Here is a 25,051-nt window from a genome sequence, read left to right on the forward strand (position 1 = left end):
ATTAATATAAATAAAATTGTGAATTTGCATCTAAAACCATATATGTTCTATAAGTGAATTATTTTAAAGACCCTAAAGTTCGATCCTAATAACTCTTCTCTCTTAGTTCTTCACTATCTTAAAAACGGAGATCCCTCGATAGTTAAGTTAATCCTGCCCAACTCAGGACGACCCAAGGGTCGATTGTGCATTGTGAACTGTGCATTATGAATTGTCTTCAATTGTATTTCGTTTGTTTTTATAAAATAAGTTTTGACAATATTATATATTATTATATAATAATTATATTAGGAACAAATGTTCAAACCTAGAGGTGATTAAATGAATAAATTTAAAATAGAATCCAATTATAAACCTACAGGTGATCAACCCCAAGCAATTGATAAACTTGTTGACGGAATAAATAACAATTTGAAACATCAGGTATTGGTTGGAGTAACGGGTTCCGGGAAGACATTTACCATGGCAAATTTAATCGAAAAGGTGCAAAAGCCTACATTGGTAATTGCGCATAATAAAACACTTGCTTATCAGCTTGCAAGTGAATTCAAGGAATTTTTTCCAAACAATGCTGTAGAATACTTTGTAAGCTATTATGATTATTACCAGCCTGAAGCATATGTACCCCAAACAGATACCTATATAGAAAAAGATTCCTCAATAAATGATGAAATAGACAAATTACGTCACTCTGCAACCATGTCATTGTTTGAAAGAAGGGATGTAATCATAGTTGCTTCTGTTTCTTGCATCTATGGATTGGGAGATCCGATAGATTATGAAAATCTTGTAGTATCTCTGAGACCGGGAATGATAAGGGATAGAGATGAGGTTATGAGGAAGCTAATAGATATTCAATATATGAGAAACGACATCAATTTTGTTCGCGGGACATTTAGAGTAAGAGGAGACGTGTTAGAAATATTTCCTGCAGCATCAAGTGAAAATACCATTAGAGTCGAATTTTTCGGAGATGAAATAGATAGAATAGTTGAAGTGAATTATCTTACGGGAGAGGTTATAGGTTTACGAAATCATGTATCTATTTTTCCCGCATCCCACTATGCCACATCAGAAGAGAAAGTTAAACGGGCATTGATTACTATAGAAGAAGAATTAAATGAAAGGCTAAAGGAATTTAAAGATAAAGAAAAATTATTGGAAGCTCAACGTCTAGAGCAAAGAACAAGATACGACTTGGAAATGCTAAGCGAGATGGGATTTTGTACGGGTATAGAAAATTACTCAAGGCATTTGAGCAATAGGCCACCGGGAAGCAGGCCGTATACACTAATTGACTATTTCCCGAAAGATTTTCTAATTATTGTAGATGAATCCCATGTTACAATTCCTCAAATTGGTGGTATGTATGAAGGGGATAGATCCAGAAAAACAAATCTTGTAGAATATGGCTTTAGATTACCGTCAGCCTTGGACAATAGACCTCTTAAATTCTCTGAGTTTGAATCAATGGTAAATCAAATAATCTATGTCTCGGCAACACCAGGTCCTTATGAATATAAACATTCTCAAAATACAGTTGAGCAAATAATTAGACCAACCGGGTTACTTGATCCTGTCATAGAAGTAAGACCTACTAAGCATCAAATAGATGATTTGATAAATGAAATCAGAAAAATTGCAGAAAAAGAGGAAAGGGTATTAGTCACCACTTTAACTAAAAAAATGGCAGAGGATTTAACCGAATACTTTAAGGAAATAGGAATTAAAGTGACTTACCTTCACTCCGATATAGATACTATAGAGAGAATGGAAATTATTAGGGATTTAAGACTTGGAAAGTATGATGTTCTTGTAGGCATCAATCTATTGCGTGAAGGATTGGACTTACCGGAAGTATCGTTGGTTGCAATCTTGGATGCCGATAAGGAAGGCTTCTTAAGAAGTGAAACCTCATTAATTCAGACTGTAGGAAGAACTGCACGTAATGTTGATGGAAAAGTTATAATGTATGCGGATAATATTACTAAATCAATGGATAAAGCTATAAAGGAGACAAATAGAAGAAGAGAGATTCAAGACCAATATAACAAAGAGCACGGTATTACACCTAAAACAATCGTTAAAGGTGTTCGTGAAATTATAGAGGCTACTATGGCTGCTGAAGAAGAAGCTAAATATGAAGAATCATTCTCAAATGAAGAGCTGGAAGTTATGATACAAGGACTTGAAGCCGCGATGCTAAAAGCTGCTGAGGGATTGAACTTTGAAAAGGCAGCTGAATTGCGTGATAAGATGTTGGATCTAAAAAGACTTATTAAACACTAAAGGAGCAAATAGATGACAAATGATAATATAGTGATTCGTGGGGCTAAGGAACATAACCTTAAGAATATAAGCCTTGAGCTCCCAAGAAATAAATTTATTGTAATAACAGGGTTGTCCGGATCCGGCAAATCTTCCTTGGCATTTGATACCATATATGCGGAAGGCCAAAGAAGATATGTAGAGTCGTTATCAAGTTATGCAAGACAATTTTTAGGGCAGATGGATAAGCCGGATGTTGAATATATAGCCGGACTATCTCCGTCAATTTCTATAGATCAAAAGACTACATCCAAAAATCCTAGGTCTACAGTTGGTACGGTTACAGAAATTTATGATTATTTAAGACTTCTCTATGCCAGAATCGGGACGCCATATTGTCCAAAATGCGGGAAGGAAATTACCAGTCAAACTGTGGATCAAATGGTAGATAAGATAATGGAATTGGAAGAAAGGTCAAGATTGCAAATTTTAGCGCCTATCATTAGAGGCAAAAAGGGCGAACATGTAAAAGTATTGGAACAAATCAAAAAAGAAGGCTATATAAGAGTTATAGTTGATGGTGAGGCATACGAAATATCCGATGAAATAAAATTGGATAAAAACAAGAAACATACAATTGAAATTGTTGTAGATAGAATTATAGTAAAAGAAGGAATCGAAGGAAGACTTACAGATTCTTTAGAGAGCGCATTGAAATTAGCTGATGGACTGGTTATAGTGGATGTAATGGATAAGGAAAGGATTATGTTCAGCCAGAAGTTAGCATGCCCTGATTGTAATATAGCTATGGAGGAGTTGTCTCCCAGAATGTTCTCATTCAATAGCCCATTCGGGATGTGTCCCACATGCAACGGACTTGGCTTTTATAAAGAAATCGACCCTGAATTGATAATTCCAAACAAGGATTTGAGTATAAATGAGGGAGGGATAGCGCCTTATAGCAATAGCAGTGAAAATACCTATTATTATCAAATATTTAAGACATTAGCCGATGACAATAATTTTAGCATGGATGAACCGTTGAAAAATGCACCTAGGAAATTCTTAAAAGAATTATTGTATGGAACTGAACGTGCCATAGCATTTGAATTCATCAGCCATTTTGATGATGAAGGGAAGAGGACCTATAAGGGTAAATTTGAAGGCATCATTCCAAATTTGGAAAGAAGATTTAAAGAAACTAACTCGGATTATATGAGGGATAGAATAGACGGATATATGACAGAAAATCCATGTCCAAAGTGCAAGGGGCATAGACTAAAGGATGAAGTGTTGTCTGTAAAAATAAACAATCTCAATATAGCACAGTTAACTGATCTTTCAATAGTCAATGCAATTGAGTTTTTTAACAATCTGAAATTAACAGAGAAACAGCAGATGATCGGGGAACAAGTTTTAAAAGAAATCAAAGAACGATTAAACTTTTTAGTTGATGTTGGATTGGATTATTTGACGCTGTCCAGGATGGCAGGTACTCTTTCGGGAGGGGAGTCTCAAAGAATAAGACTTGCAACCCAAATAGGTTCAAGCTTAGTAGGAGTTATATACGTATTGGATGAACCAAGTATAGGATTACATCAAAGGGACAATGCAAAGCTGCTTAAGACATTGAGGAATCTAACTGATTTGGGGAATACTCTAATTGTGGTAGAACATGATGAAGAGACTATGTATATGGCTGACCATATTGTAGACATCGGACCGGGAGCGGGCATACACGGAGGGCATATAGTAGCTGAGGGCACGGTTGATGAAATTAAAAACAATCCAAATTCAATCACGGGGCAATATTTGTCAGGAAAGATAAAAATTGAAATACCTGAGAAGAGAAAATCTGTTAATGGAAAATGGATTGAGATAATAGGCGCTGAAGAAAACAATCTGAAGAAAATAAACGTAAAAATCCCTATAGGATTATTTACTTGCGTCACGGGAGTGTCAGGCTCCGGTAAAAGCACCATGGTAAATCAGATATTGTACAAGGCTTTGGCTCAGCATTTAAATGGAGCAAGAGTGAGACCGGGGAAATATAAGGAGATCAAGGGATTGGAGAACCTAGACAAGGTCATCGTTATAGACCAAAGTCCAATAGGAAGGACACCTCGTTCAAATCCGGCTACTTATACAGGTATGTTTGATGCCATTAGAGATGTATTTGCAATGACAAATGAAGCAAAACTACGAGGTTATCAAAAAGGAAGATTTAGTTTTAATGTCAAAGGTGGAAGATGTGAAGCTTGTAACGGAGATGGCATCTTAAAGGTAGAGATGCATTTTTTGCCGGATGTTTATGTTCCATGTGAAGTCTGCAAAGGCAAGAGATATAACAGGGAAACCTTGCAGGTAAAATATAAAGGAAAAACAATAGCTGATGTATTGGATATGACAGTGGAAGAAGGTTTAGAGTTTTTTCAAAATATACCTAAGATTAAGAGAAAGCTGGAAACCTTATTTGATGTGGGATTAGGATATATTAAAATCGGCCAACCGTCTACGGAACTGTCAGGAGGAGAAGCTCAAAGGGTTAAACTTGCTACCGAATTATCAAAAAGATCAACGGGAAAAACCATATATATACTTGATGAGCCCACAACAGGACTTCATTCCGCAGATATCCATAAATTGATAAAGGTTTTGAACCAATTGGTAGAAGGAGATAACACGGTAATTGTAATTGAGCATAATTTAGACGTTATAAAAACCGCAGATTATATAATAGATTTAGGCCCCGAGGGCGGAGATAAGGGAGGTACAGTTGTAGCAACAGGAACACCTGAAGAAGTAAGCAAAAATCCAAAATCATATACGGGACAATTTTTGAAGAAGGTATTGGAATAAAAGCTGTAGATTCCAATGCTATTTACTTCAAATATTTTAAAATTTAATATTAATATTAAATTTATTTCTCAGCGCCAATTTTTAAAAAATTGGCGCTGAGATTATTTTAAAATTCTTTTTGATAACTATATTGACAATATAATATATTAGGATATAATAAGAATAAATAATTAAATCAATGAATTAATTAATTATTCATTCATTCTTTGTTATTTAAGCATCATATTAACAGGAGGTATGTTATGGAGGTACTTGAAGGTAAGAAAAGTGATATTATTCTTGAGTTCAAAGATATTACAAAGACATTTCCTGGTGTTGTTGCATTAAAAAATATCTCTTTCACAATTAAAAAGGGGACAGTCCATGCTTTGGTAGGTGAAAATGGTGCCGGAAAATCAACCTTGATGAAAATTTTAAATGGACTTTATCATGCTGATAGCGGTGAAATTCATTTAGATGGGGAAAAGGTTCAGATAAAGGATTCGTTACAGGCACAGCAACATGGGATAGCCATGGTTCATCAGGAATTAAATGTAGTTAATGAGCTTAGCATCGCAGAAAACATTTTCCTTGGGAAAGAACCAATGAACAAATTTGGATTTATTGATCAGAAAAGCCTTTACAGAGAATCTGCCGAATTTTTGAAAAAGCAGAAATTAAGCTATAATACTAAAACCAAGATGAAAGAATTATCTGTGGGAGAACAGCAGATGATTGAAATTATCAAAACTGTATTTTTCAATTCAAAAATTATTATCATGGACGAACCTACATCTTCATTAAGCGAAGGAGAGGTGAAAAAACTCTTTGAGAAAATTAAAGAGTTAAAGGCGGCAGGAACCACGATAATTTATATTTCTCATAGACTTGAAGAAATTGATGAAATTTGTGATTACCTGACAATAATGCGTGATGGAATGTTTATTAAAAGTGCAAAGGTAGGGGAAATTTCAAGAAATGAAATTATTGCTTCAATGGTGGGCAGAAATATTGAAAATGCATATCCAAAAACTGAGAGTAATATAGGTGAACTGCTTCTTGAAGTGAAAGGTTTAACCAATGACAGTATAAAGGATGTAAGCTTTGAGATCAAAAGGGGAGAGATACTGGGATTTGCCGGACTTGTTGGAGCTGGACGTACAGAAGTAGCTAGAGCTATCTTTGGTATGGATCCCGTTAACTCTGGTGAAATATATTTAGAAGGCAAGAAAATCAATATTAAAAATCCAAGGGATGCTGTAGATAACGGAATAATGATGGCTTCTGAAGATAGACGTAAATATGGCCTTGTAACGAAGAGGAGTGTACTTGAAAACATTTCTCTCCCCAATTACAATCGATATTCAAAAACTCTTTTTTTAAATGGAAAGGTTGAAACTGAATATAGTAGTGACATTTGCAAAAAACTCCAGATAAAAACGCCTTCTTTAAAAACACAGGCAGCATCACTTTCAGGAGGAAATCAACAAAAATTGGTAATAGGGAAATGGCTTATATCTAATCCAAAGGTCTTTATACTTGATGAGCCGACACGAGGTATTGATGTTGGAGCGAAAACTGAAATTTATAAACTTATATGTGAACTTGCAGCTGAAGGGATGGCAATTATAATGATCTCTTCAGATTTACCCGAACTGTTGGGAATGTCTGACCGTATTTATACAATGAGTGAGGGAAGAATCACTGGGGAGTTAAGCAGAGAAGAGGCAACTCAAGAGAAGATCATGCATTATGCAACAATTGAAAGACAAGCAAACTAAGTATTATTAATGTATATAGATGAAAGGTTGAGGTGACTAGAATGAAAAATACAGTAGCAGATTTAGAGAAAGAATCTAAGTTTAATTTCAGCGGCTTTTTTGGTACATATGCTATTTACTTTGTATTTGCAGGAATGGTTATTATATCCTCGATGATAAGCGATAACTTCTTAAAGCCTTCAAATCTGGTAAATATATTGCGCCAAATGAGCCCAATTATGATTATAGCATGTGGAGAAACTATGGTTATAATTGCAGGAATGACAGATCTTTCTCCAGGTGCAGTTCTTGCACTTGCAGGCTGCGTCGGCATTGGAGTATGTATTGCAACTGGAAGTGCTATATTGGGTATGCTGGTTGCCATCGGTATAGGTATTTTGTGTGGATTATTAAGCGGAATCGCAGTATCAAGATTTAAGATACCTCCATTTATTGCAACTCTTGCTGTGATGAATTTAGCCAGAGGTGCAGCATATGTTTACACTGATGGTAAAACTATATATAATATTGGAAATTTTGCTTTCTTTGGGCAGGGAAATATTCTGTCAATACCGGCGCCTATAGTATTTATGGCTATAATTACAGTACTTAGCCACATCCTACTCAAGCATACAAAGTTTGGAAGATACCTTTATTCCATAGGAGGCAACGAGGATGCTGCTATTGCTTCTGGAATTAACACAAAGAGAATCAAGTTAAGAGCATATTTAATATTAGGCGCATTATCAGGTTTTGCCGGGGTAATCTTGTGTTCTAGGTTGAATAGTGGTATCCCATCAAGTGGCGTCAATTATGAATTTGATGCAATTATTGCTGCAATAATAGGTGGTACTTCATTCTCAGGCGGAATTGGTACTATTGGAGGCACAGTAGTGGGTTGCGCTATAATCTCCCTTCTAAACAATATGATGAATCTTTTAAGTGTTCAATCATATTGGCAGTTAATAGTAAAGGGGATAGTAATTATGGTTGCAGTAGGTATTGATATGGCTAAAAAGGGGTCCAAGCTCTAATATTTAATGAGGTTGAGGCCACTAGTAAATAAAATATAGTAAAAGAAAGGGGATTTACATTGAAAAAACATTTAGCATTATTTTTAGCATTTATTATGGTATTTACTCTAGCAGCTTGTGGTAAGACAGATGAGAAAACAGCAGGTGGAGAAGGTAAGAAATATAAGGTAGGGTTGGTAGCAAAGAATCAAACAGATCAGTTTACAGCTTGGCAGGCAAATGAATTAGTTAAAGCATGTGAAGAAAAATATAACGATAAATTTGAAATTGAAATGATAGATGGTGGTGGAGACAATGCAAAGATAATCGCTGGAATGGAAACATTTATTTCAAAAGGTGTTGATGTAATATTTGTACAGCCCAATGATACAGAATCTTTAATTCCTACAATTAATCAAGCATATGAAAATGATATTATAGTAATTACATTAGGAGAAAAAGTTGAAGATGGGAAGAGCACTTCTATTTTATCAAGCGAATTTAGCATGGGTGAATTATTAGGAAAAGCTGCTGCTGAGACTTTATCTGAAAATGCTAATATAGTAATTATAGAAGGGCAGGCAGGATTATCTGTAGTAGTTGATCGTACAGAAGGAATCAAATCCGGATTATCATCCAGAGATGATGTAAATATTTTAGTCTTGCAAAATGCAAACTGGGAAAGAGACAAGGCAATGTACTATATGGAAGACTGGCTTACAATATATGATGACATAGATGGAGTTTTATCACATGATGATATAATGCTTCTTGGTGCAGTAAACGCCATACAAAATGCAAATCGTATGGATGAATTCAGTTTTTTAGGTGGTATTGACGGACTTCCGGAAGGTTGTGAAGCAGTAAAGTCAGGGCTTACTACAGTTTCAGTAGCTCAAGATGCTCCATCACAGGCAGTAGCAGCATTTGAAATGGTACTTCAAACTTTAGGCGGCGGAGCTCAAGAAGATAGAGAAGTAGATACTGAACTTATTACTAAAGAAAATGTCGATAAATGGATTACAATTCATAAAGAATCAGGAAATATGTAAATTCATAAATATTTACACATAATAGGAGGTATTATTAAATGGACATGATTAGTACAATAAAGGGAACACTCTTTGAAGGTATTTATCCAAAGGGATGGGATCTTGAACGTTTAAAATACTGCGTTTCACAGGATCCGACAACAATTTGTGACAGACAGGGCTTTTGGCATCCTAATTTTAAACCTGTACCTGTCCAAAATTTAAATGCTTTAGCAGTGCAATTCGGACATGAAATTGCAATGCAAATTAAAAAGACAAGGGAAGATAATAGAGAGCTTATCTTGATTTTACCGGTAGGGCCTATGGAAATGTATGATTGGGTTGTTTATTTTCTCAAGGAATGGAATGTTACATGTGATCATGTGCATGGCTTCACTATGGATGAGTGGTCTGATGCAGAAGGGAACACACTCCCATCTGATAATCCGGTTACATTTCGGTATGCAATAAATAATGCTTTTTATGAACCTCTTGGAGAAAATGGAATTCCAAAGAATCAACGCCATTATGCAACCAAGGATGAATTATCTTCATATAGTGAAATAATGGAAGAATTGCGAGCTAAGGGTGCAAAGCAGGTAATGGTTTATGGAGTAGGACGTGCTTGTCATATTGCGTTTTGGGATCCTCATTTTGCAATGGATTATGAATCCACAGAAGAATGGTTGGGAGCAACTCATAGAATCGGAGCTATGCTTCATCCTCTTACAATAGAACAAAATGCTTATTTAACGTTCCATGGAAATTATATACCTATGACCTGTTATGCAAATACAATTGGACCTGGAATTATGTTTAAATCAGATTATGCAATTGGTGGTTGTGATGGGATTTTAGGACGTGGTATGAGTTGGCAGGGACAGACCTTGTGGCTTACATTACGCTATGGAAAAAATCCATGGATAACATCAAGCTTTATTCCTACAATTCCTGGGAAGATGTTGTTCCTTGAGGAATTAGCAGGAAGCTGTCAAATTATTAATCCGCACTAAAATAATAGACCATCGTGTAAAATCGATGGTCTATAAATAAAATTAGATGTCTGTTAATATATAATATGGTAAATTTATAAAGGAAGATGTGAAATGATATATTTAATTGGAATAGATATAGGAACAACAAATATTAAAGTACTGCTTTTAGAAGCTAAAAGTGGAAAAACTGTTGCAATTGAGAATAAAACTTATGAAATAGAAATTCCGGAAAAAGGATATGCAGAATATAACCCTGAAAAATGGTATGAAGATTGTTGTGAATGTTTAAAGAGGATACTTAAAAATACAAAGGTAAACCCTAAAGACATCAAAGCGATTGGTTTATCCGGGCAAATGCATGGTTTAATTTCTCTTGATGAAGCGGGGAAGCCTGTGTATCCTGCCATACTTCATTGCGATACGAGAAGTGAAAGACAGATTATCGTAATAAAAGAAAAAATAGATGACAGTATTATCAGAGAAGAACTTAATAATTCTCTATATACAGGATTTTTACTTCCCTCTTTATGCTGGGTTTATGATGAAAGGCCTCAATTATATGAAAGAATTAGGTATGTTATGCTGCCTAAAGATTATATAAATTATAGACTTACCGGCAATATTTGCACAGATTACTCTGACGCCTCCGCAACACTTGCTTTTGATATAAAAAGTGGATGCTGGTCAAAAAACGTATTAAATAGATTGAATATTTCAGAAGGCCTTTTTCCGGAAATTAAAAATAGTTATGATGTAGTAGGGACTATTACTGAAAGATCTGCGGCAGAGACTGGGTTAGACATGGGAACTGCCGTTATTTGTGGTGGTGGAGATGCTGTTATGCAGTCATTAGGAAATGGGCTTATTGATAGTAAATATGCAATTATCAATATTGGAACCAGTGGACAGGTTTTGTTTTCGTCTTCCAAATTAATTGAGAATCCGGAATTAAATACTAATATCTTTTGCGGGTATCAAAAGGATAATTGGATATCCATGGGAGCTATTATGAGTGCAGGAGCATGTTACAAGTGGGTTACAAATTTGATTTCCGAAAGCGACTATAAAGCATTTGATGAAAAAATTGCACAGGTACCCATAGGGAGTAATGGACTTATATTTTTGCCTCATTTAAATGGGGAAAGAACTCCGTATTTAGATCCAACCCTTAGGGGTGCTTTGATTGGGATTTCTCTTGAAAGCGGGAAAAAAGAGATTGGCAGAGCTGTTATGGAGGGCGTAAGTTTTGCATTGATGTTATGCTATGAAGTGTGCCTTGGATTGGGACTTGATACAGAAACATTTATTATTTCTGGTGGGGGGTCGAAAAGCACAATGTGGACACAGATGTTTTCCGATATATTTAATAAACCCGTTAAAGTTTCCGAAATGACAGAGCAGGCAGCAGTTGGCGCAGCTATGTGTGCTGGCGTTGGGGTTGGTGTTTATTCTGATATACAAGATGCAGTTGATCATATAGTTAATATATCTGAAAAGACATATTATCCTAGTAGTATTGCACATGAAGAATATATGAAATATTATGAACTTTTTAAAAATGCATATATATCAAATAAAAATATACTCAGAGAAATCTACAATCAATGGTACTATGATGCTAGAAAAAATAGGGAAATTATGTTATAAATATATATAAAGAGATGTAATCAAGATGTAATCAAGAAGATAAAGAGGTGTCACAATGAATTATGGATTAAATAGCAGTTTAATTCAGAAAATGAATGTTCAACTTGTTTTTAATCTCCTTAGAAAGCATAAGACTAGTACCAGAATTGAACTTGCAAAAATGACGGGACTTACTAGATCAACTATTTCCAATATCGTAAATAGTTTAATTAGTATTAATCTACTTTATGAATATCCTATGGACAGCAGTGGAGTTGGTCGCAGAACTATCGGATTAGGGATTAACTATGATCGATTTCATGTGATACACTTACGTATAACTAATAAACAATTTGCTATAGGAAGATATAATTTAAAGGGAGACCAATTTAATTATTTTTCCAAGGATTATAACTCTTTATTTGAACCGAAGGAAGTTATGATTCAAATAAAGAGTAAAATAAGAAATCTTTTGGATGAAGGAGAAGAAAAGGCTATACTTGGAATTGGTATATCACTTCCCGGACCCTATAATTCCGGGAAATATCTTAGCTTAATAGGAGAACTGCAAAATTGGGATGATATTGATATTTGCAGAGAAATTGAAAACGAGTTCAATATACCGGTTTATGCAGAAAATGATGCTAATATAGGTGCTTTAAATGAATGGTGGCTAGATGATACCATAAAAGATAATGATACCTTGGTATATATAACTACTGCGGAAGGTACGGGTTCGGGTATTGTGATAAACGGTAATCTCTTGCGAGGATCTCAAGGAATAGCTGGGGAAATAGGCCATATGGCTATAAATATTAATGGAGATAGATGTAAATGTGGGAATCGTGGATGCTTAGAATTATATACATCTACTACGGCTATACTAGAGAAGGCTCATGAACTATCTGCATTACGTCAAGATACTATTCTTAATGAGTATTCCTCAAAATCGGATTTTTTTGCAGCAGTAAATTCTGATGATCCACTAGCCAATGAAATATATATAGAGGCACTTCGTTATTTAGGTATCGGAGTCACAAATATTATATACCTATATAACCCGAGTATTATTATATTTGGAGATGAAATGGTTACTTATGGCGCAGGTGAAAAACTTCTTAAGACTATAAAGAAACATGTAAAGGAACATATTAATGAAGAACTTTATAATAATATTACCATGAAGCTAAGCACTTCTAAAATTGATTCTGCATTGCTTGGGGCGGGGATTCTCGTAATAAATAATATAAGTGAAATATTATTTAATAAAAATATATTGTCATAATATTAAATTCCAATGTTGTGCTTGACTTCAGCTAAACAAGATGTTAACCTATTAATAGATTCATCGAAAGGAGTGGTGTTGTATGATAAAGCTAATAATCAAATCAGTTAATAGAATTGAATGCAATACTGCTCTGGGTGAAATTAAATAAACAAGTTATAAATTAATAACTTTTTTTGTAAAGCCTTGGGTAGTGTTGAGTAAAATTATCATAACCCAGGGGTTTTTTGTGCCCAAAATTAAAAACAGGAGGCAACAAATTGAAAGAAAAGTTATTAAATTTAGGCTTAAATGAAGAAATTTATAATGAATATAGAAATGATAGTGAAGGACATATAGGTAGAGTTATAGCCGAATATAAAGGCCTATATAAGATAGCAACAGAGGAAGACGATATTTTGGCAAAGGTATCCGGTAAATATATAAAGGGTGTAGTGGATACAAAAGATTTTCCTGCTGTTGGGGATTGGGTGTTAGTTGATAGAAAGTCTAACAAAAATGGCGACGGAATCATATCAAAAGTATTTCCGAGGAAAAGTGTGGTTTCAAGAAAGGTTGCAGGAAAGAGGCTTGATACTCAGATTATAGCTTCTAATATAGACTATCTATTTATTTGCATGTCGGCTAACAATGATTTTAATCTCAGGAGATTGGAGAGATATATTACTATTGGCTGGGATAGCGGTGCAATTCCTGTAATCATAATTACAAAGATTGATTTATGCGAAAATTTAGCTAACATAAAAAATGAAATTGAAAGTATATCCTATGGTATTGATATTTTATATGTAAGCGCACTTGAAAATGAAGGTATAGAGAAAATCGATAAGTACTTATTCAAGGGAAAGACTATCGGATTTATCGGCTCTTCCGGTGTTGGGAAATCAACATTGATCAATCTATTGCTTGGAGAAAATATACAATCAGTCAATAATGTACGGGAGAATGACCAAAGAGGTAGACACACGACAACACATAGGGAACTATTTGTGATTAAGGAAAAAGGAGTTATCATAGATACACCGGGTATGAGGGAGATTCAACTACTGGATAATATTAACGGGATAAATGATTCATTTAGTGAGATAATCGCTCTGTCTAAAAAATGTAAGTTTAATGATTGCAAGCATAATACCGAACCGGGTTGTGCAGTTAGAGAGGCAATAGATAGTGGCAATTTAACTATTGATAGATTAAATAGTTACAATAAGTTGATTCGTGAAGCGTTGTATCTGGAAAAGAAAAATTCAATAAAAGAGAAAAAAGTAAAAAGGAAGCAAGTTTGACGATTTATGTTAATAAATTCACTTTTAACATTCTATTTTCTCAATTTTTATGATAAGATATATAAGAATACAAATAAAGGAGAGGAATTATAAATGAAGAAGAAAGCTTGTTTTATTTTAAGCTTGGTTTTAATTTTGACTTTATCATGTGTCGCAGTTTTTGCTGACTCTGAAATTATAGTAAAAATTGATTCCGAGAAGGTTGAATTCAATGAAGATGTAGGGTTTCCGTTTGTAGATGAAAATGGAAGGACTTTAGTGCCGTTTAAAGCTGCCTTGGAGAAATATGGTGCTGAAGTAAATTGGGATAATGAAAATAGAACTGCTATTGCTAAAAAAGGTGACATTGCTATTAAAGTACCTATAGGTGAAAAATTCATATTAAAAAATGACGAAAAGATTGAGACAGATACAGTTGCAGTTATAAAAGATGACAGAACTTATCTACCTATAAGACCTGTTATGGAAGCTTTTGGTTCAGAAGTTCAATGGGATAACGAGTTAAAAGCAGTGTTAATAACAACAGAACCTATTGATGCTAAAGAAGTATTGCTTGATGCATATGCTAAATCATATGCTTGGAAAAACTTTGATGCTAAGATGAAAATGGAAATGTCAATTGCAGCACCGGATGAGGAAGGTGTTGTTCAGAATTTAAGCGTTTTGATGGATATGGAAATGACAGCATTTCAAGATCCTCTAAAAGCTAAAGCATCAGCTGATATGCAAATGGGTGCAGGTGAAGAAAAGTTAACACAGCACTTGATGGACATGTACTATGATTTAGATGGTAAAAAGTTTACTATGTATATGGGAATGCCAAATGAAGATGGAGAAATTGAATGGGTAAAACAAACTCAAGAAAATGAAATCTTTGAAACATTGAATAAAGATAATAAAGAAAAATTAGAGTTAGATAAAGAAGCTTTAAAAGAAGTCAAATTTCTAGGCAAATATGATGAAGATGGAAAGTCATTATTAAAATTAGAAGCAACTATGTCCTATGATGCATATTTGAAAATGTTAGACGGATATATGGATATGTTAATGTCTTCCGAAAAGGAAGAAGATAAATTAGCAGCAGATATGCTAAAGAATATTGGGGATATGACTTATATAGTATATGTTGATGAAGAAAGCCATGAAATTGTAAAATATGAGATGAATTTAGGATCATTGAGGGGATCAATGTTTGATAATTTATTCGAAAGTGAAGATATGCCTGAGGAAGTATTAGAACAACTTAAAGACATGAAAATGGAAATGCATATAGAATACTTAAATGTAAATGAAGCTAAAGATTTTGAAATTCCGGAAGAAGTGCTTAAGGCTCCAGAAGCTCCGGCTGTAGAAGCACCGGAAAAAGGTAAATAAGAATTTTAAACAATAATCAAATGCCCTCTAATAATTAGAGGGTATTTCTTTGGGTATAAATTTCGAATAAAGAATGGAGTGATTATCTTGTGTGGAAGGTATGCGTTGGATGCAGATATTGATATGCTTATAGAAAGATATAATGCTATTATTGGAGATACTCATTTTGACAGAAAAAAGGAAATATTCCCTACAGATACTGCACCGGTAATAAGACAGACGGGAAATGACAAACATATAGATTGTTTAAAATGGGGATTTGCACCAAGTTATTCAAAGGTTCCTTTGATAAATGCAAGAGCAGAAACTATTGATGCCAAATCCATCTTTAGAGACTCCTTTATTAACAGGAGATGTTTGATTCCTGTTACAAACTTTTTTGAATGGGAAAAGATTGATGGGAAAAAGGTCAAAAGAAATATTTCTATTCTAGAGGATGAAATATTTTCATTGGCGGGACTTTATAATACCTTTTTTGATAAGGAAGGCAATAGATTTGAAGCTTTTACTATAATAACCACTTCCTCCAGCAACTCAATGAGATATATACATGATAGAATGCCGGTGATTATTCCTAGAGGTTTTGAAGCAAGGTGGTTAAATAGGGGAAATCGAAATCTTATGGGATTAAAGGAGATATTATTGCCTTGGAAATCAGATATGATTGTTGAATGAATTAAATAAAAGATGCTTTTAAAAGAGCTTATTATACAGAACATTAAAAATTTTTTATTGCATATTATAGAAAAATAGCATATAATAAAGTTTAATGTAAAAATTAGAATAAGGAGGTCTTAATCTTGTATATTTATGTGTATGTCAAGAGTCTATGGAAGTCCATTGCTAATAATGAGAAAAAGGCTTCCAGAGGTCTAAGGAGTTCCTCACTATATTAATTAAAAAAATTAAAAATAGGAGGAATAATGATGAAAAAATTTATAATAGTATTACTTACAATTAGCATGTTGGTAACGTTCGGTGGCTGTACTTCTAAACAAAAGGGTGAGGATAGTAAAGTTGAGGAAATAAAAAAGGCGGGCAAAGTAGTTGTAGGTACTGCTGCGGATTATCCACCTTTTGAATTTCATAAGGAGATAAATGGGAAAGATGAAATAGTAGGTTTTGATATAGAAGTAGCTAAAGCTATAGCCGAAGATTTAGGTGTGGAATTAGAAATAATTGATATGAAATTTGAAGGTCTATTACCTGCACTAGTTACAAATGATATTGATTTTATAGTGGCAGGAATGTCAGCCGATGAGGAAAGAGCAAAAAGCGTAGATTTTTCTACGTCATACTATGAAGGAGTTCAAAGACTGGTAATACGAAAAGATGATTCCGATAAACTTAAAAATCCTGAGGATTTTAAAGGATTTAAAATTGGAGCTCAAAAATCGACTGAACAGGAAGATGTAGCAGAGAACCAATTTACAGAAGCCGAAAAAATATATTTAGCCAATATTACAGACTTGGTGCTTGAGGTTAAAAATAAGAAAATAGATGGTCTTATTTTAGCTGAACCCGTAGCTGAAGCTTATGTAAAGAGAAATTCCGATTTATTTCTAGCTGATATCGTATTAGAAAAAGAGGATGGCTACGCAGTTGCTGTAAATAAAGGTACTGCTGATCTATTGGGTTTTATTAATAAAACTCTGGATAGACTAATTAAGGAAGACCAAATAGATAAACTTATACAAGAAGCAACACAATTATCAGAGCAATAGATGATTATTCCAAGCAAAAGAAAGAGATTTCTTTTGCTTTTTCTTTGAGGAGGTTAAAATATTGGATACAGGATTTTTTATTAAATATTATAGATATTTTTTTAATGGAACGATGATGACATTAGCCATATCGTTTTTAGGAGTTATATTTGGCTCATTAGTCGGAGTTATATTGAGCTTAATGAAGCTTTCAAATAATAAATTAGCCAGAGCTTTTTCAAGTGCTTATATTGAAATCATAAGGGGAACGCCTTTGTTGGTACAAATTTATCTGATATATTATGGTTTGCCAATGATCTTGCCTATGGATCTAGGTAGGATGACTTTAGGAACCATAGCTGTCTTATTAAATAGTGCTGCCTATATTGCCGAAATAATCCGTGCAGGAATACAATCCATAGATAAGGGACAATCGGAGGCATCTAGGTCCTTGGGCATGAGTAAGTCCATGACCATGAGATATGTAATAATACCTCAAGCGGTCAAGAACATATTACCCGCACTTGGGAATGAATTTATAACTCTTGTAAAAGAATCAGCAGTACTATCTGTAATAGGGATACACGATTTGATGTACAATGCGGATACTTTAAGAGGAATAACTTATAGGCCATTTATACCGTTGATATATGCGGCAATTATTTACTTTATAATAACATTTATACTATCTAAGTTATTGAGGATATTTGAAAGGAGGTTAGAAGCTAGTGATAAAAGTATCTAATCTTAAAAAGAACTTTGGAAGCTTGAAAGTGCTAAAAGGTATTGACGAAAATATTGAAAAAGGCGAAGTAGTAGTGATAATCGGACCTAGCGGATCAGGGAAAAGTACTTTTCTAAGATGCTTAAATTTACTGGAGGAGCCATCTAGCGGTGAAATAATATTTGATGGTGTATCAATTACAGATAAATTAAATGATATTAATAAACAAAGGGAAAAGATGGGGATGGTTTTTCAACAATTTAACCTTTTTCCACATATGACTGTTCTAGAAAATATAACCTTAGCTCCTATAAAGGTTAAAAATATGGAACCTGTAGAAGCCGAAAAAACAGCATTAAATTTATTAAAGAGAATTGGACTGGAAGATAAAATAAATACTTATCCTAACCAATTATCTGGTGGACAAAAGCAAAGAATTGCTATAGTTAGAGCTTTAGCAATGTCTCCGGAAGTTATGCTGTTTGATGAGCCCACTTCAGCCCTTGACCCTGAAATGGTTGGAGAGGTTCTTGATGTAATGAAAGGTTTAGCTAAAGAAGGAATGACTATGGTAGTTGTCACTCATGAAATGGGCTTTGCAAAAGAAGTCGGAGATAGGGTTTTATTTATGGACGAAGGAAAGATTGTAGAAGAAGGTACACCGGAGGAATTGTTTAATAATTCAAAACATTCAAGGACACAGGATTTTTTAAAGAAAGTTTTGATATAAATGATTGAGCTTTCCAATTTAATTTGGCAATTCATATAGAATTTAAAAAAATCATATAGTATAATTACTTTATAGTGATGTTAGGATAAATCAAAGGAGGTATGGTGTGTTGAAAGTCAATGATAGGGTGAAAAAGCTTAGAGAATTAATGGATGAGAAGGGTATAGTGGCTTATATAGTTACAACATCAGATCCTCATCAATCAGAGTATGTGGCGGATTATTATAAAGATAGAGCTTGGATTACAGGATTTACCGGATCGGCTGGTACAGCGGTTATCACTCAAGATGAAGCTATTTTATGGACTGATGGAAGGTATTTTATTCAGGCTGAGAAGGAACTTACAGGAAGTGAATATAAGCTATATAAAATGAACATACCTGGATTTCCAACTTATACTGAATATTTACAAGAAAAGTTGAAAACCGGAGATGTGATAGGCTTTAATGGTAAAGTATTTGATGAATATTCATTTGAAGATATAAAAGATTTATTTGAAGAAAAAAATATAAGATTTATAGACGAACATGACCTGATTGGTAACATATGGGAAGATAGACCTGAACTTCCAAGAAATAAAGCGTTTATACTTGAAGAAAAATATTCAGGGAAATCAACCAAGGAAAAGATAAAAGAGGTAAGAAAAGCATTAAATGTGAAAAATGCAGACTATTTTCTTTTGGGAAGTCTTGATGATATTGCATGGCTTTATAATATAAGAGGCAGGGATGTTTCAAATAATCCCGTAGTGATTTCCTATGCATTAATAACCAAAGAAAAAGCTTATCTGTTTGTCGATAAGGGTAAAATAGATAAAAACGTAGAAGACATTTTAGCTTTAAATGGCGTAGAGATATGCGCTTACGATGAAGTAAGAAATTTTGTTGAAAAATTTGAGTCAAATAAAAGGGTATTGCTTGATAAATCAAAAATAAATAGATGGTTATATAGCGGTATCCCTTCAGGCTGCAAGGTAATCAATGATATGAATATTACATCCAAGTTGAAAGCTGTTAAAAACTCCACGGAAATAAAGAATGAAAAAAATGCTTATATTAAGGATGGAGTGGCTTTGGTTAAATTTTTCCGTTGGCTAGATGACAGCATAGGCAAAATTGAAATTAACGAACTGTCTGCTGCAGAGAAGCTTTTGGAATGCAGGAAAGAGAATGAAGGATTTGTAGAACCAAGCTTCGGAACTATTTCCGCATATAAAGAAAATGCTGCAATGATGCACTATTCAGCAAGCGAAGAGTCTCATAAAGTATTAGAACCCAAAGGATTATACTTAGTGGACTCAGGCGGGCAATACTTTGATGGTACAACTGATATAACTAGAACTGTGGCACTAGGACCTATTGCCGAAGAAGAAAAGAAAGATTTTACTCTGACATTAAAGGGACATATAAATTTAATTAGTGCCAAATTTTTGGAAGGGACATCCGGTCATGTATTAGATATATTATCCAGATTCCCATTGTGGCAGGAAGGCATTGATTACAAATGCGGTACAGGACATGGCGTAGGATATTTTCTAAATGTACATGAAGGACCTCATAGAATTGCAACAGCGCCAAATAATGTCGCCATGGAAAAGGGTATGGTAGTCACAATTGAGCCCGGTGTATATAAGGCAGGAAGCCATGGGATTAGAATTGAAAATGTAGTGGTTGTGGATGAAGATATAAAAACTGATTCAGGACAGTTTATGAAATTTGAAGTTTTATCATATTTTCCAATTGATTTGGAATGTATCAACATAGAGATGCTGACGGAAAAAGAAAAAGCTTGGCTAAATGGCTATCACAAGGAAGTATATAATAAGCTATCACCATATTTGAATGACGAAGAAAAAACTTGGCTTAAAAATGAAACGAGGGGCATATAAAAAGGCGGAAACGCCTTTTTTTAAGTGAATAACATAAAGACAGGATAACTGCTGCATTGTGTATTGTTGAAGAGTAGTATAATCAACGCTTGTGTCATTCTGAGTGCTAATGAAGAATCTCTGTTTAATGACCCTATAGCTTACCCCAACACCTCTTACCTTTTACTTATTACCTGCCTTAAAAACGGAGATCTTTCGATAGTTAAGTTAATCCTGCCCAACTCACCCTTAGACTACAAAGGGTACACGGCAGGACGACCCAAGGGTCGATTGTGAACTGTGAATTGTGAATTATGCATTGTGAATTGTTGATTTATGTTATAATATTGATAACTAGAAAGTTGGTGAAATCATGTTTAATATAGAAGAAGAGTTAAAAAAATTACCCGATCGTCCGGGTGTTTATATAATGAGGAATAAAAATGATGAGATTATATATGTTGGTAAAGCCATATCCTTGAAAAAGAGGGTCAGACAATATTTCGGATCTAAGAAAAACAACCCTCCAAAGGTAAATGCCATGATATCTCATATATATGAATTTGAATATATAATAGTGGACAATGAAGTAGAAGCATTGGTACTAGAGCAAAACCTTATTAAGAAAAATAGGCCTAAATATAATATTCTTTTAAGAGATGATAAACAATATCCTTATATAAAGGTAACGCTAAATGAGAAATATCCTAGGGTCTTAAAGACTAGACTAATACTAAAGGACGGAGCAAAATACTTTGGACCTTATCCAAGTGCGACAGCTGTCAATGATGCTATAGATATTATTAGAAGGCTTTATCCGATCAGGACTTGCAAGTTAAATTTGGATAAGGATTTAAGCAGATTTAAACCTTGCCTAAATTATTTTATAGGAAAATGCAATGCTCCTTGCTTGGGAAATGTAGATGAAAAAGAGTATATGAAGATGATAGATGAGATTTTACTTTTTCTAAATAATAAGAATGATAAACTTATAGATATTATGGAAAATAAGATGAAACAAGCCGCTGAAGATCTGGATTTTGAAAGTGCAGCCAGATATAGGGATCAGGTCAATTCATTAAGGACTTTACAGGAGAAGCAAAAAATCGTCAATACGAATTTTAAAGACCAAGATATCATAGCTATGGCAAGAGGAATAGAAGAAGTATGTATACAAATCTTCTTTGTAAGAGGCGGGAAAATAGTTGGTAGAGAACATTTTCTAATGGAAGATATCTACAACGAGGATAGAAAAGAAATATTAAGCTCTTTTGTAAAACAATTTTATATTGGCTCCGCATATATACCAAAGGAAATATTATTGGAGGATGAAATCGAGGATGTAGAAATTATATCAAAGTGGCTGGAAGATAGAAAAGGTTCCAAGGTAAGCATAGTTTCTCCGAAAAGAGGAGAAAAACTAAAGCTCATAGAAATGGTCGGAGACAATGCTAAGGATATGCTAAATCAATATGGTGATAAGTTATTAAAAAAATATCGGGAAAATATAAAGGCCTTGGAAGATATACAATATGCATTGCAATTAGAAGATTTACCAAATAGGATTGAAGCTTACGATATTTCAAACATAAGCGGTGTTGAGTCTGTAGGCTCCATGGTGGTATTTGAAAAAGGGGAAGCAAAAAAATCCGATTACAGAAGATTTAAGATTAGAAGTATAAATACCCCTAACGACTATGGGAGCATGGAAGAAGTTTTAAGAAGGAGATTTATTAGAGGAATTGAAGAAAAAGAATTGTTAAAGAATTCCGATATTGAGAAAAAGGGATTTTCAAATTTCCCGGATTTGATAATGATAGATGGCGGTAAGGGACAGGTAAATATCGTTTTGGATGTATTGCAGGATTTAGGTGTGGATATTCCCGTCTGCGGGCTTGTAAAAGATGATTTTCATAAGACAAGAGGGGTAATATATAATAATAATGAATATAGGCTAGATAAGGATTCCTTAGGGTTTAAGCTTATATACAAAATTCAAGAAGAAGCTCATAGATTTGCTATTAGCTATCATAGAAGTTTAAGAAGCAAAAATATGTTTAAATCGGAATTGGATGATATAAAAGGCATAGGTGAAAAAAGAAAGCTTTCCTTGATGAAAAATTTTGGAAGCATAGAGAAGATTAAAAATTCAACCGTTGAAGAACTTGCAAATGTTGAAGGAATGAATATTAAAGCAGCAAAGGATTTATACCATCATTTTCATAAGGAGGAGGTTAAGTAAATGGAGAATAAGAAGTTATACAGATCAACTACGGATAGAAAGATTGCAGGAGTGTGCGGTGGCATAGGAGAGTATTTTAATATTGATCCAACTATTATAAGATTGGTATGGGCAATATTGTTGGTGCCCACTGCATTAGTTGGCGGTACCTTAGTTTATTTTGTAGCAGCATTAATAATACCGGAAAGAGTGTAGGTGGAGCATTTGAATTATGTAACTTTAGACAATATTATTAAAAAATTAAAGTTGGAGGAAGTCCATAGAGCCACAGATGCATCTGATATTAAAATATATACGACCGAGGTTAACAGACCGGGATTACCCATAGTAGGATATTTTGAACAATTTGTACCTGAAAGAATTCAGATTATTGGAAATGCTGAATGGCTATATTATAATGAGTTGCCATACACGTTGAGGTATGACAGCATAGATAAATTTTTGGCATACCCAATCCCTGCATTAATTGTTGCAAGAGATTTGCCCATATTTCCCGAACTACTTGAATTAGCAAAGAAGCATAACAGGACATTATTGAGGGCAAAGAAGAATACGTCTATAGTAATAAATGAACTGGTTAGCTTTTTAAGTATAAATTTAGCGCCTACCATAACAATGCATGGTGTATTAATAGAGGTATATGGTATTGGGGTTCTGATTACCGGGAAATCGGGTATAGGAAAATCAGAGACTGCATTGGACTTGATAATAAGAGGCCATAGACTCGTAGCTGATGATTCAGTCGAAATTAGAAAAGATGAAGATAGGCTCTTTGGCCAATGCCCGGAGCTTATAAGATATTTTATGGAAATAAGAGGGATAGGCATAATTGATGTGGAGAGACTTTATGGAGTTGGTGCAGTTAAAGAATCTGAATATATAGATTTAGTAGTTCAATTAGAATTTTGGGATGATAAAAAGGTTTATGATAGACTTGGACTTGATGAAGAAACAACTGAAATTCTCGGTGTTAAAGTACCGAGAGTAGTAGTGCCGGTTAAGCCCGGAAGAAATTTGGCTATGATTGTGGAACTTGCAGCAAGGAATAATAGACAGAAGAGATTAGGATATAATGCAGCACAGGTACTAAATGATAAAATCTTGAAGGAAATAGAAGTTAGAAAAAAGGACAATGAAAGAAACCCCTAGAAGAATTTCTTAGTTATTCACTATCTTAAAACCGGAGATCCTTCGATAGTTAGTTAATTCTGCCTGGCTCACCCTTAGACTACAAAGGGTACACGGCAGGACGACCCAAGGGTCGATTATGAACTGTGAACTGTGAATCGTGAATTGTATTTAAGTTGTGAATTGTAAAAAATGGATTTTTAAAAGTTGACATTGCATTTATTGTTTTATATACTAATATTGCATGTTAGCAAAAAATTAACAAATGGTAGTAAGGTAATTGAATCCTTGCTATTTAAAAATATAATAAAGGGAGGTCTTTACATGGCGAAAGTTATGAAGACTATGGATGGTAATACAGCCGCTGCATATGTGTCCTATGCTTTTACAGACGTTGCTGCTATCTATCCGATTACACCATCATCAAACATGGCCGAATCAGCAGACGAATGGGCTGCTCACGGGAAGAAAAATATATTTGGACAAGAAGTTTTAGTTAAAGAAATGCAATCTGAAGCAGGAGCAGCCGGAGCTGTTCACGGATCATTACAAGCCGGTGCCTTGACTACTACATATACTGCTTCTCAAGGGTTATTATTAATGATTCCTAATATGTATAAAATAGCCGGAGAATTATTGCCGGGAGTATTTCATGTATCAGCCAGAGCATTAGCGACACATGCTTTGAGTATATTTGGTGACCATCAAGACGTTATGGCTACCAGACAAACCGGATTTGCACTATTGGCATCAGGCTCTGTACAAGAAATTATGGATTTAGGGGGCGTAGCTCATTTAGCTGCTATAAAAGGAAGAGTGCCGTTTGTACATTTCTTCGATGGATTTAGGACAAGTCATGAGATTCAAAAGATTGAAGTTTTAGATTATGATGATTTAGAAAAACTATTAGATTATGATGCTTTAAATGCATTTAGACAAAGAGCATTAAATCCGGAAAACCCGGTAGCAAGAGGTACTGCTCAAAACCCTGATATTTATTTCCAAGCTATGGAAGCTTCTAACCCATATTATGAAAAAATCGTAGATGTTACTTATGATTATATGAGGGAAATCAGCAAATTGACCGGAAGAGAATATAAACCTTTCAATTATTACGGACATGAAGAAGCTGAAAGAATAATAGTTGCTATGGGTTCTGTGACTGAAACAGCTGAAGAAAC

The 25,051-nt window shown here is 34.3% G+C and carries 18 protein-coding genes and 1 pseudogene; all 19 read left to right on the forward strand.

Going from position 1 to position 25,051, the window contains the following annotated elements; genetic code table 11:
• Positions 1-321 precede the first annotated feature (321 nt).
• Positions 322-2,289, forward strand: coding sequence for an excinuclease ABC subunit UvrB (uvrB, locus tag H8707_RS01655; RefSeq protein WP_262428411.1), 1,968 nt, complete (start codon positions 322-324; stop codon positions 2,287-2,289).
• Positions 2,290-2,301: 12 nt separating this feature from the next.
• Entirely contained in the window at positions 2,302-5,127 is a 2,826-nt protein-coding gene (uvrA, locus tag H8707_RS01660) for an excinuclease ABC subunit UvrA (protein WP_262428412.1), read from the forward strand.
• Between the two features lie 242 nt (positions 5,128-5,369).
• On the forward strand, positions 5,370-6,887 hold the full coding sequence (locus H8707_RS01665) for a sugar ABC transporter ATP-binding protein (RefSeq protein WP_262428413.1): 1,518 nt from the start codon (positions 5,370-5,372) through the stop codon (positions 6,885-6,887).
• Positions 6,888-6,928: 41 nt separating this feature from the next.
• Positions 6,929-7,900 (forward strand): ABC transporter permease, encoded by a 972-nt coding sequence (locus H8707_RS01670; RefSeq protein ID WP_262428414.1) that lies wholly within the window; start codon positions 6,929-6,931, stop codon positions 7,898-7,900.
• Between the two features lie 59 nt (positions 7,901-7,959).
• Positions 7,960-8,931 (forward strand): sugar ABC transporter substrate-binding protein, encoded by a 972-nt coding sequence (locus tag H8707_RS01675; RefSeq protein WP_262428415.1) that lies wholly within the window; start codon positions 7,960-7,962, stop codon positions 8,929-8,931.
• A 38-nt stretch (positions 8,932-8,969) separates the two neighbouring features.
• A complete protein-coding gene (locus tag H8707_RS01680; RefSeq protein WP_262428416.1) occupies positions 8,970-9,923 on the forward strand; it encodes a 6-phosphogluconolactonase in 954 nt (317 codons plus the stop codon).
• Between the two features lie 93 nt (positions 9,924-10,016).
• Entirely contained in the window at positions 10,017-11,552 is a 1,536-nt protein-coding gene (gene xylB, locus H8707_RS01685; RefSeq protein WP_262428417.1) for a xylulokinase, read from the forward strand.
• 55 nt (positions 11,553-11,607) lie between these two features.
• Positions 11,608-12,816: an ROK family transcriptional regulator gene (locus H8707_RS01690; RefSeq protein WP_262428418.1), complete on the forward strand. Its 1,209-nt coding sequence runs from the start codon at positions 11,608-11,610 to the stop codon at positions 12,814-12,816.
• Positions 12,817-13,076: 260 nt separating this feature from the next.
• The gene (gene rsgA, locus H8707_RS01695) at positions 13,077-14,102 is read left to right on the forward strand and encodes a ribosome small subunit-dependent GTPase A (RefSeq protein WP_262428419.1); all 1,026 of its coding nucleotides are present in this window, start codon (positions 13,077-13,079) and stop codon (positions 14,100-14,102) included.
• 93 nt (positions 14,103-14,195) lie between these two features.
• Entirely contained in the window at positions 14,196-15,476 is a 1,281-nt protein-coding gene (locus H8707_RS01700) for a copper amine oxidase N-terminal domain-containing protein (RefSeq protein ID WP_262428420.1), read from the forward strand.
• An 87-nt stretch (positions 15,477-15,563) separates the two neighbouring features.
• Entirely contained in the window at positions 15,564-16,151 is a 588-nt protein-coding gene (locus H8707_RS01705; protein WP_394354622.1) for an SOS response-associated peptidase, read from the forward strand.
• Positions 16,152-16,402: 251 nt separating this feature from the next.
• On the forward strand, positions 16,403-17,200 hold the full coding sequence (locus tag H8707_RS01710; RefSeq protein ID WP_262428422.1) for a transporter substrate-binding domain-containing protein: 798 nt from the start codon (positions 16,403-16,405) through the stop codon (positions 17,198-17,200).
• Between the two features lie 61 nt (positions 17,201-17,261).
• Positions 17,262-17,924, forward strand: coding sequence for an amino acid ABC transporter permease (locus H8707_RS01715; RefSeq protein WP_262428423.1), 663 nt, complete (start codon positions 17,262-17,264; stop codon positions 17,922-17,924).
• The gene (locus H8707_RS01720) at positions 17,908-18,633 is read left to right on the forward strand and encodes an amino acid ABC transporter ATP-binding protein (protein ID WP_262428424.1); all 726 of its coding nucleotides are present in this window, start codon (positions 17,908-17,910) and stop codon (positions 18,631-18,633) included. The genes H8707_RS01715 and H8707_RS01720 overlap by 17 nt, the downstream gene beginning before the upstream one ends.
• 106 nt (positions 18,634-18,739) lie before the next feature.
• Complete coding sequence (locus tag H8707_RS01725; protein WP_316699573.1) at positions 18,740-20,521, forward strand: aminopeptidase P family protein; 1,782 nt, start codon at positions 18,740-18,742, stop codon at positions 20,519-20,521.
• A 352-nt stretch (positions 20,522-20,873) separates the two neighbouring features.
• Positions 20,874-22,742 (forward strand): excinuclease ABC subunit UvrC, encoded by a 1,869-nt coding sequence (gene uvrC / locus H8707_RS01730; RefSeq protein WP_262428425.1) that lies wholly within the window; start codon positions 20,874-20,876, stop codon positions 22,740-22,742.
• Positions 22,743-22,937 carry a PspC domain-containing protein gene (locus H8707_RS01735; protein ID WP_262428426.1) on the forward strand — a complete coding sequence of 65 codons (195 nt, stop codon included), beginning with the start codon at positions 22,743-22,745 and terminating at the stop codon, positions 22,935-22,937.
• Positions 22,938-22,946: 9 nt separating this feature from the next.
• The gene (hprK, locus tag H8707_RS01740; protein ID WP_262428427.1) at positions 22,947-23,891 is read left to right on the forward strand and encodes an HPr(Ser) kinase/phosphatase; all 945 of its coding nucleotides are present in this window, start codon (positions 22,947-22,949) and stop codon (positions 23,889-23,891) included.
• A 303-nt stretch (positions 23,892-24,194) separates the two neighbouring features.
• Positions 24,195-25,051, forward strand: a pseudogene (locus tag H8707_RS01745) (pyruvate:ferredoxin (flavodoxin) oxidoreductase); the annotation flags it as partial.

The sequence above is a fragment of the Paratissierella segnis genome (assembly GCF_014385195.1).
Taxonomy (GTDB): Bacteria; Bacillota; Clostridia; order Tissierellales; family Tissierellaceae; genus Paratissierella; species Paratissierella segnis.

Bases quoted from the DNA above. Each gene is read 5' to 3' on its own strand.
- H8707_RS01700 (WP_262428420.1), top strand. From the start codon at position 14,196: ATGAAGAAGAAAGCTTGTTTTATTTTAAGCTTGGTTTTAATTTTGACT.
- uvrA (WP_262428412.1), top strand. From the start codon at position 2,302: ATGACAAATGATAATATAGTGATTCGTGGGGCTAAGGAACATAACCTT.
- H8707_RS01665 (WP_262428413.1), top strand. From the start codon at position 5,370: ATGGAGGTACTTGAAGGTAAGAAAAGTGATATTATTCTTGAGTTCAAA.
- xylB (WP_262428417.1), top strand. From the start codon at position 10,017: ATGATATATTTAATTGGAATAGATATAGGAACAACAAATATTAAAGTA.
- H8707_RS01670 (WP_262428414.1), top strand. From the start codon at position 6,929: ATGAAAAATACAGTAGCAGATTTAGAGAAAGAATCTAAGTTTAATTTC.
- uvrC (WP_262428425.1), top strand. From the start codon at position 20,874: ATGTTTAATATAGAAGAAGAGTTAAAAAAATTACCCGATCGTCCGGGT.
- H8707_RS01690 (WP_262428418.1), top strand. From the start codon at position 11,608: ATGAATTATGGATTAAATAGCAGTTTAATTCAGAAAATGAATGTTCAA.
- H8707_RS01735 (WP_262428426.1), top strand. From the start codon at position 22,743: ATGGAGAATAAGAAGTTATACAGATCAACTACGGATAGAAAGATTGCA.
- H8707_RS01710 (WP_262428422.1), top strand. From the start codon at position 16,403: ATGAAAAAATTTATAATAGTATTACTTACAATTAGCATGTTGGTAACG.
- H8707_RS01680 (WP_262428416.1), top strand. From the start codon at position 8,970: ATGGACATGATTAGTACAATAAAGGGAACACTCTTTGAAGGTATTTAT.
- uvrB (WP_262428411.1), top strand. From the start codon at position 322: ATGAATAAATTTAAAATAGAATCCAATTATAAACCTACAGGTGATCAA.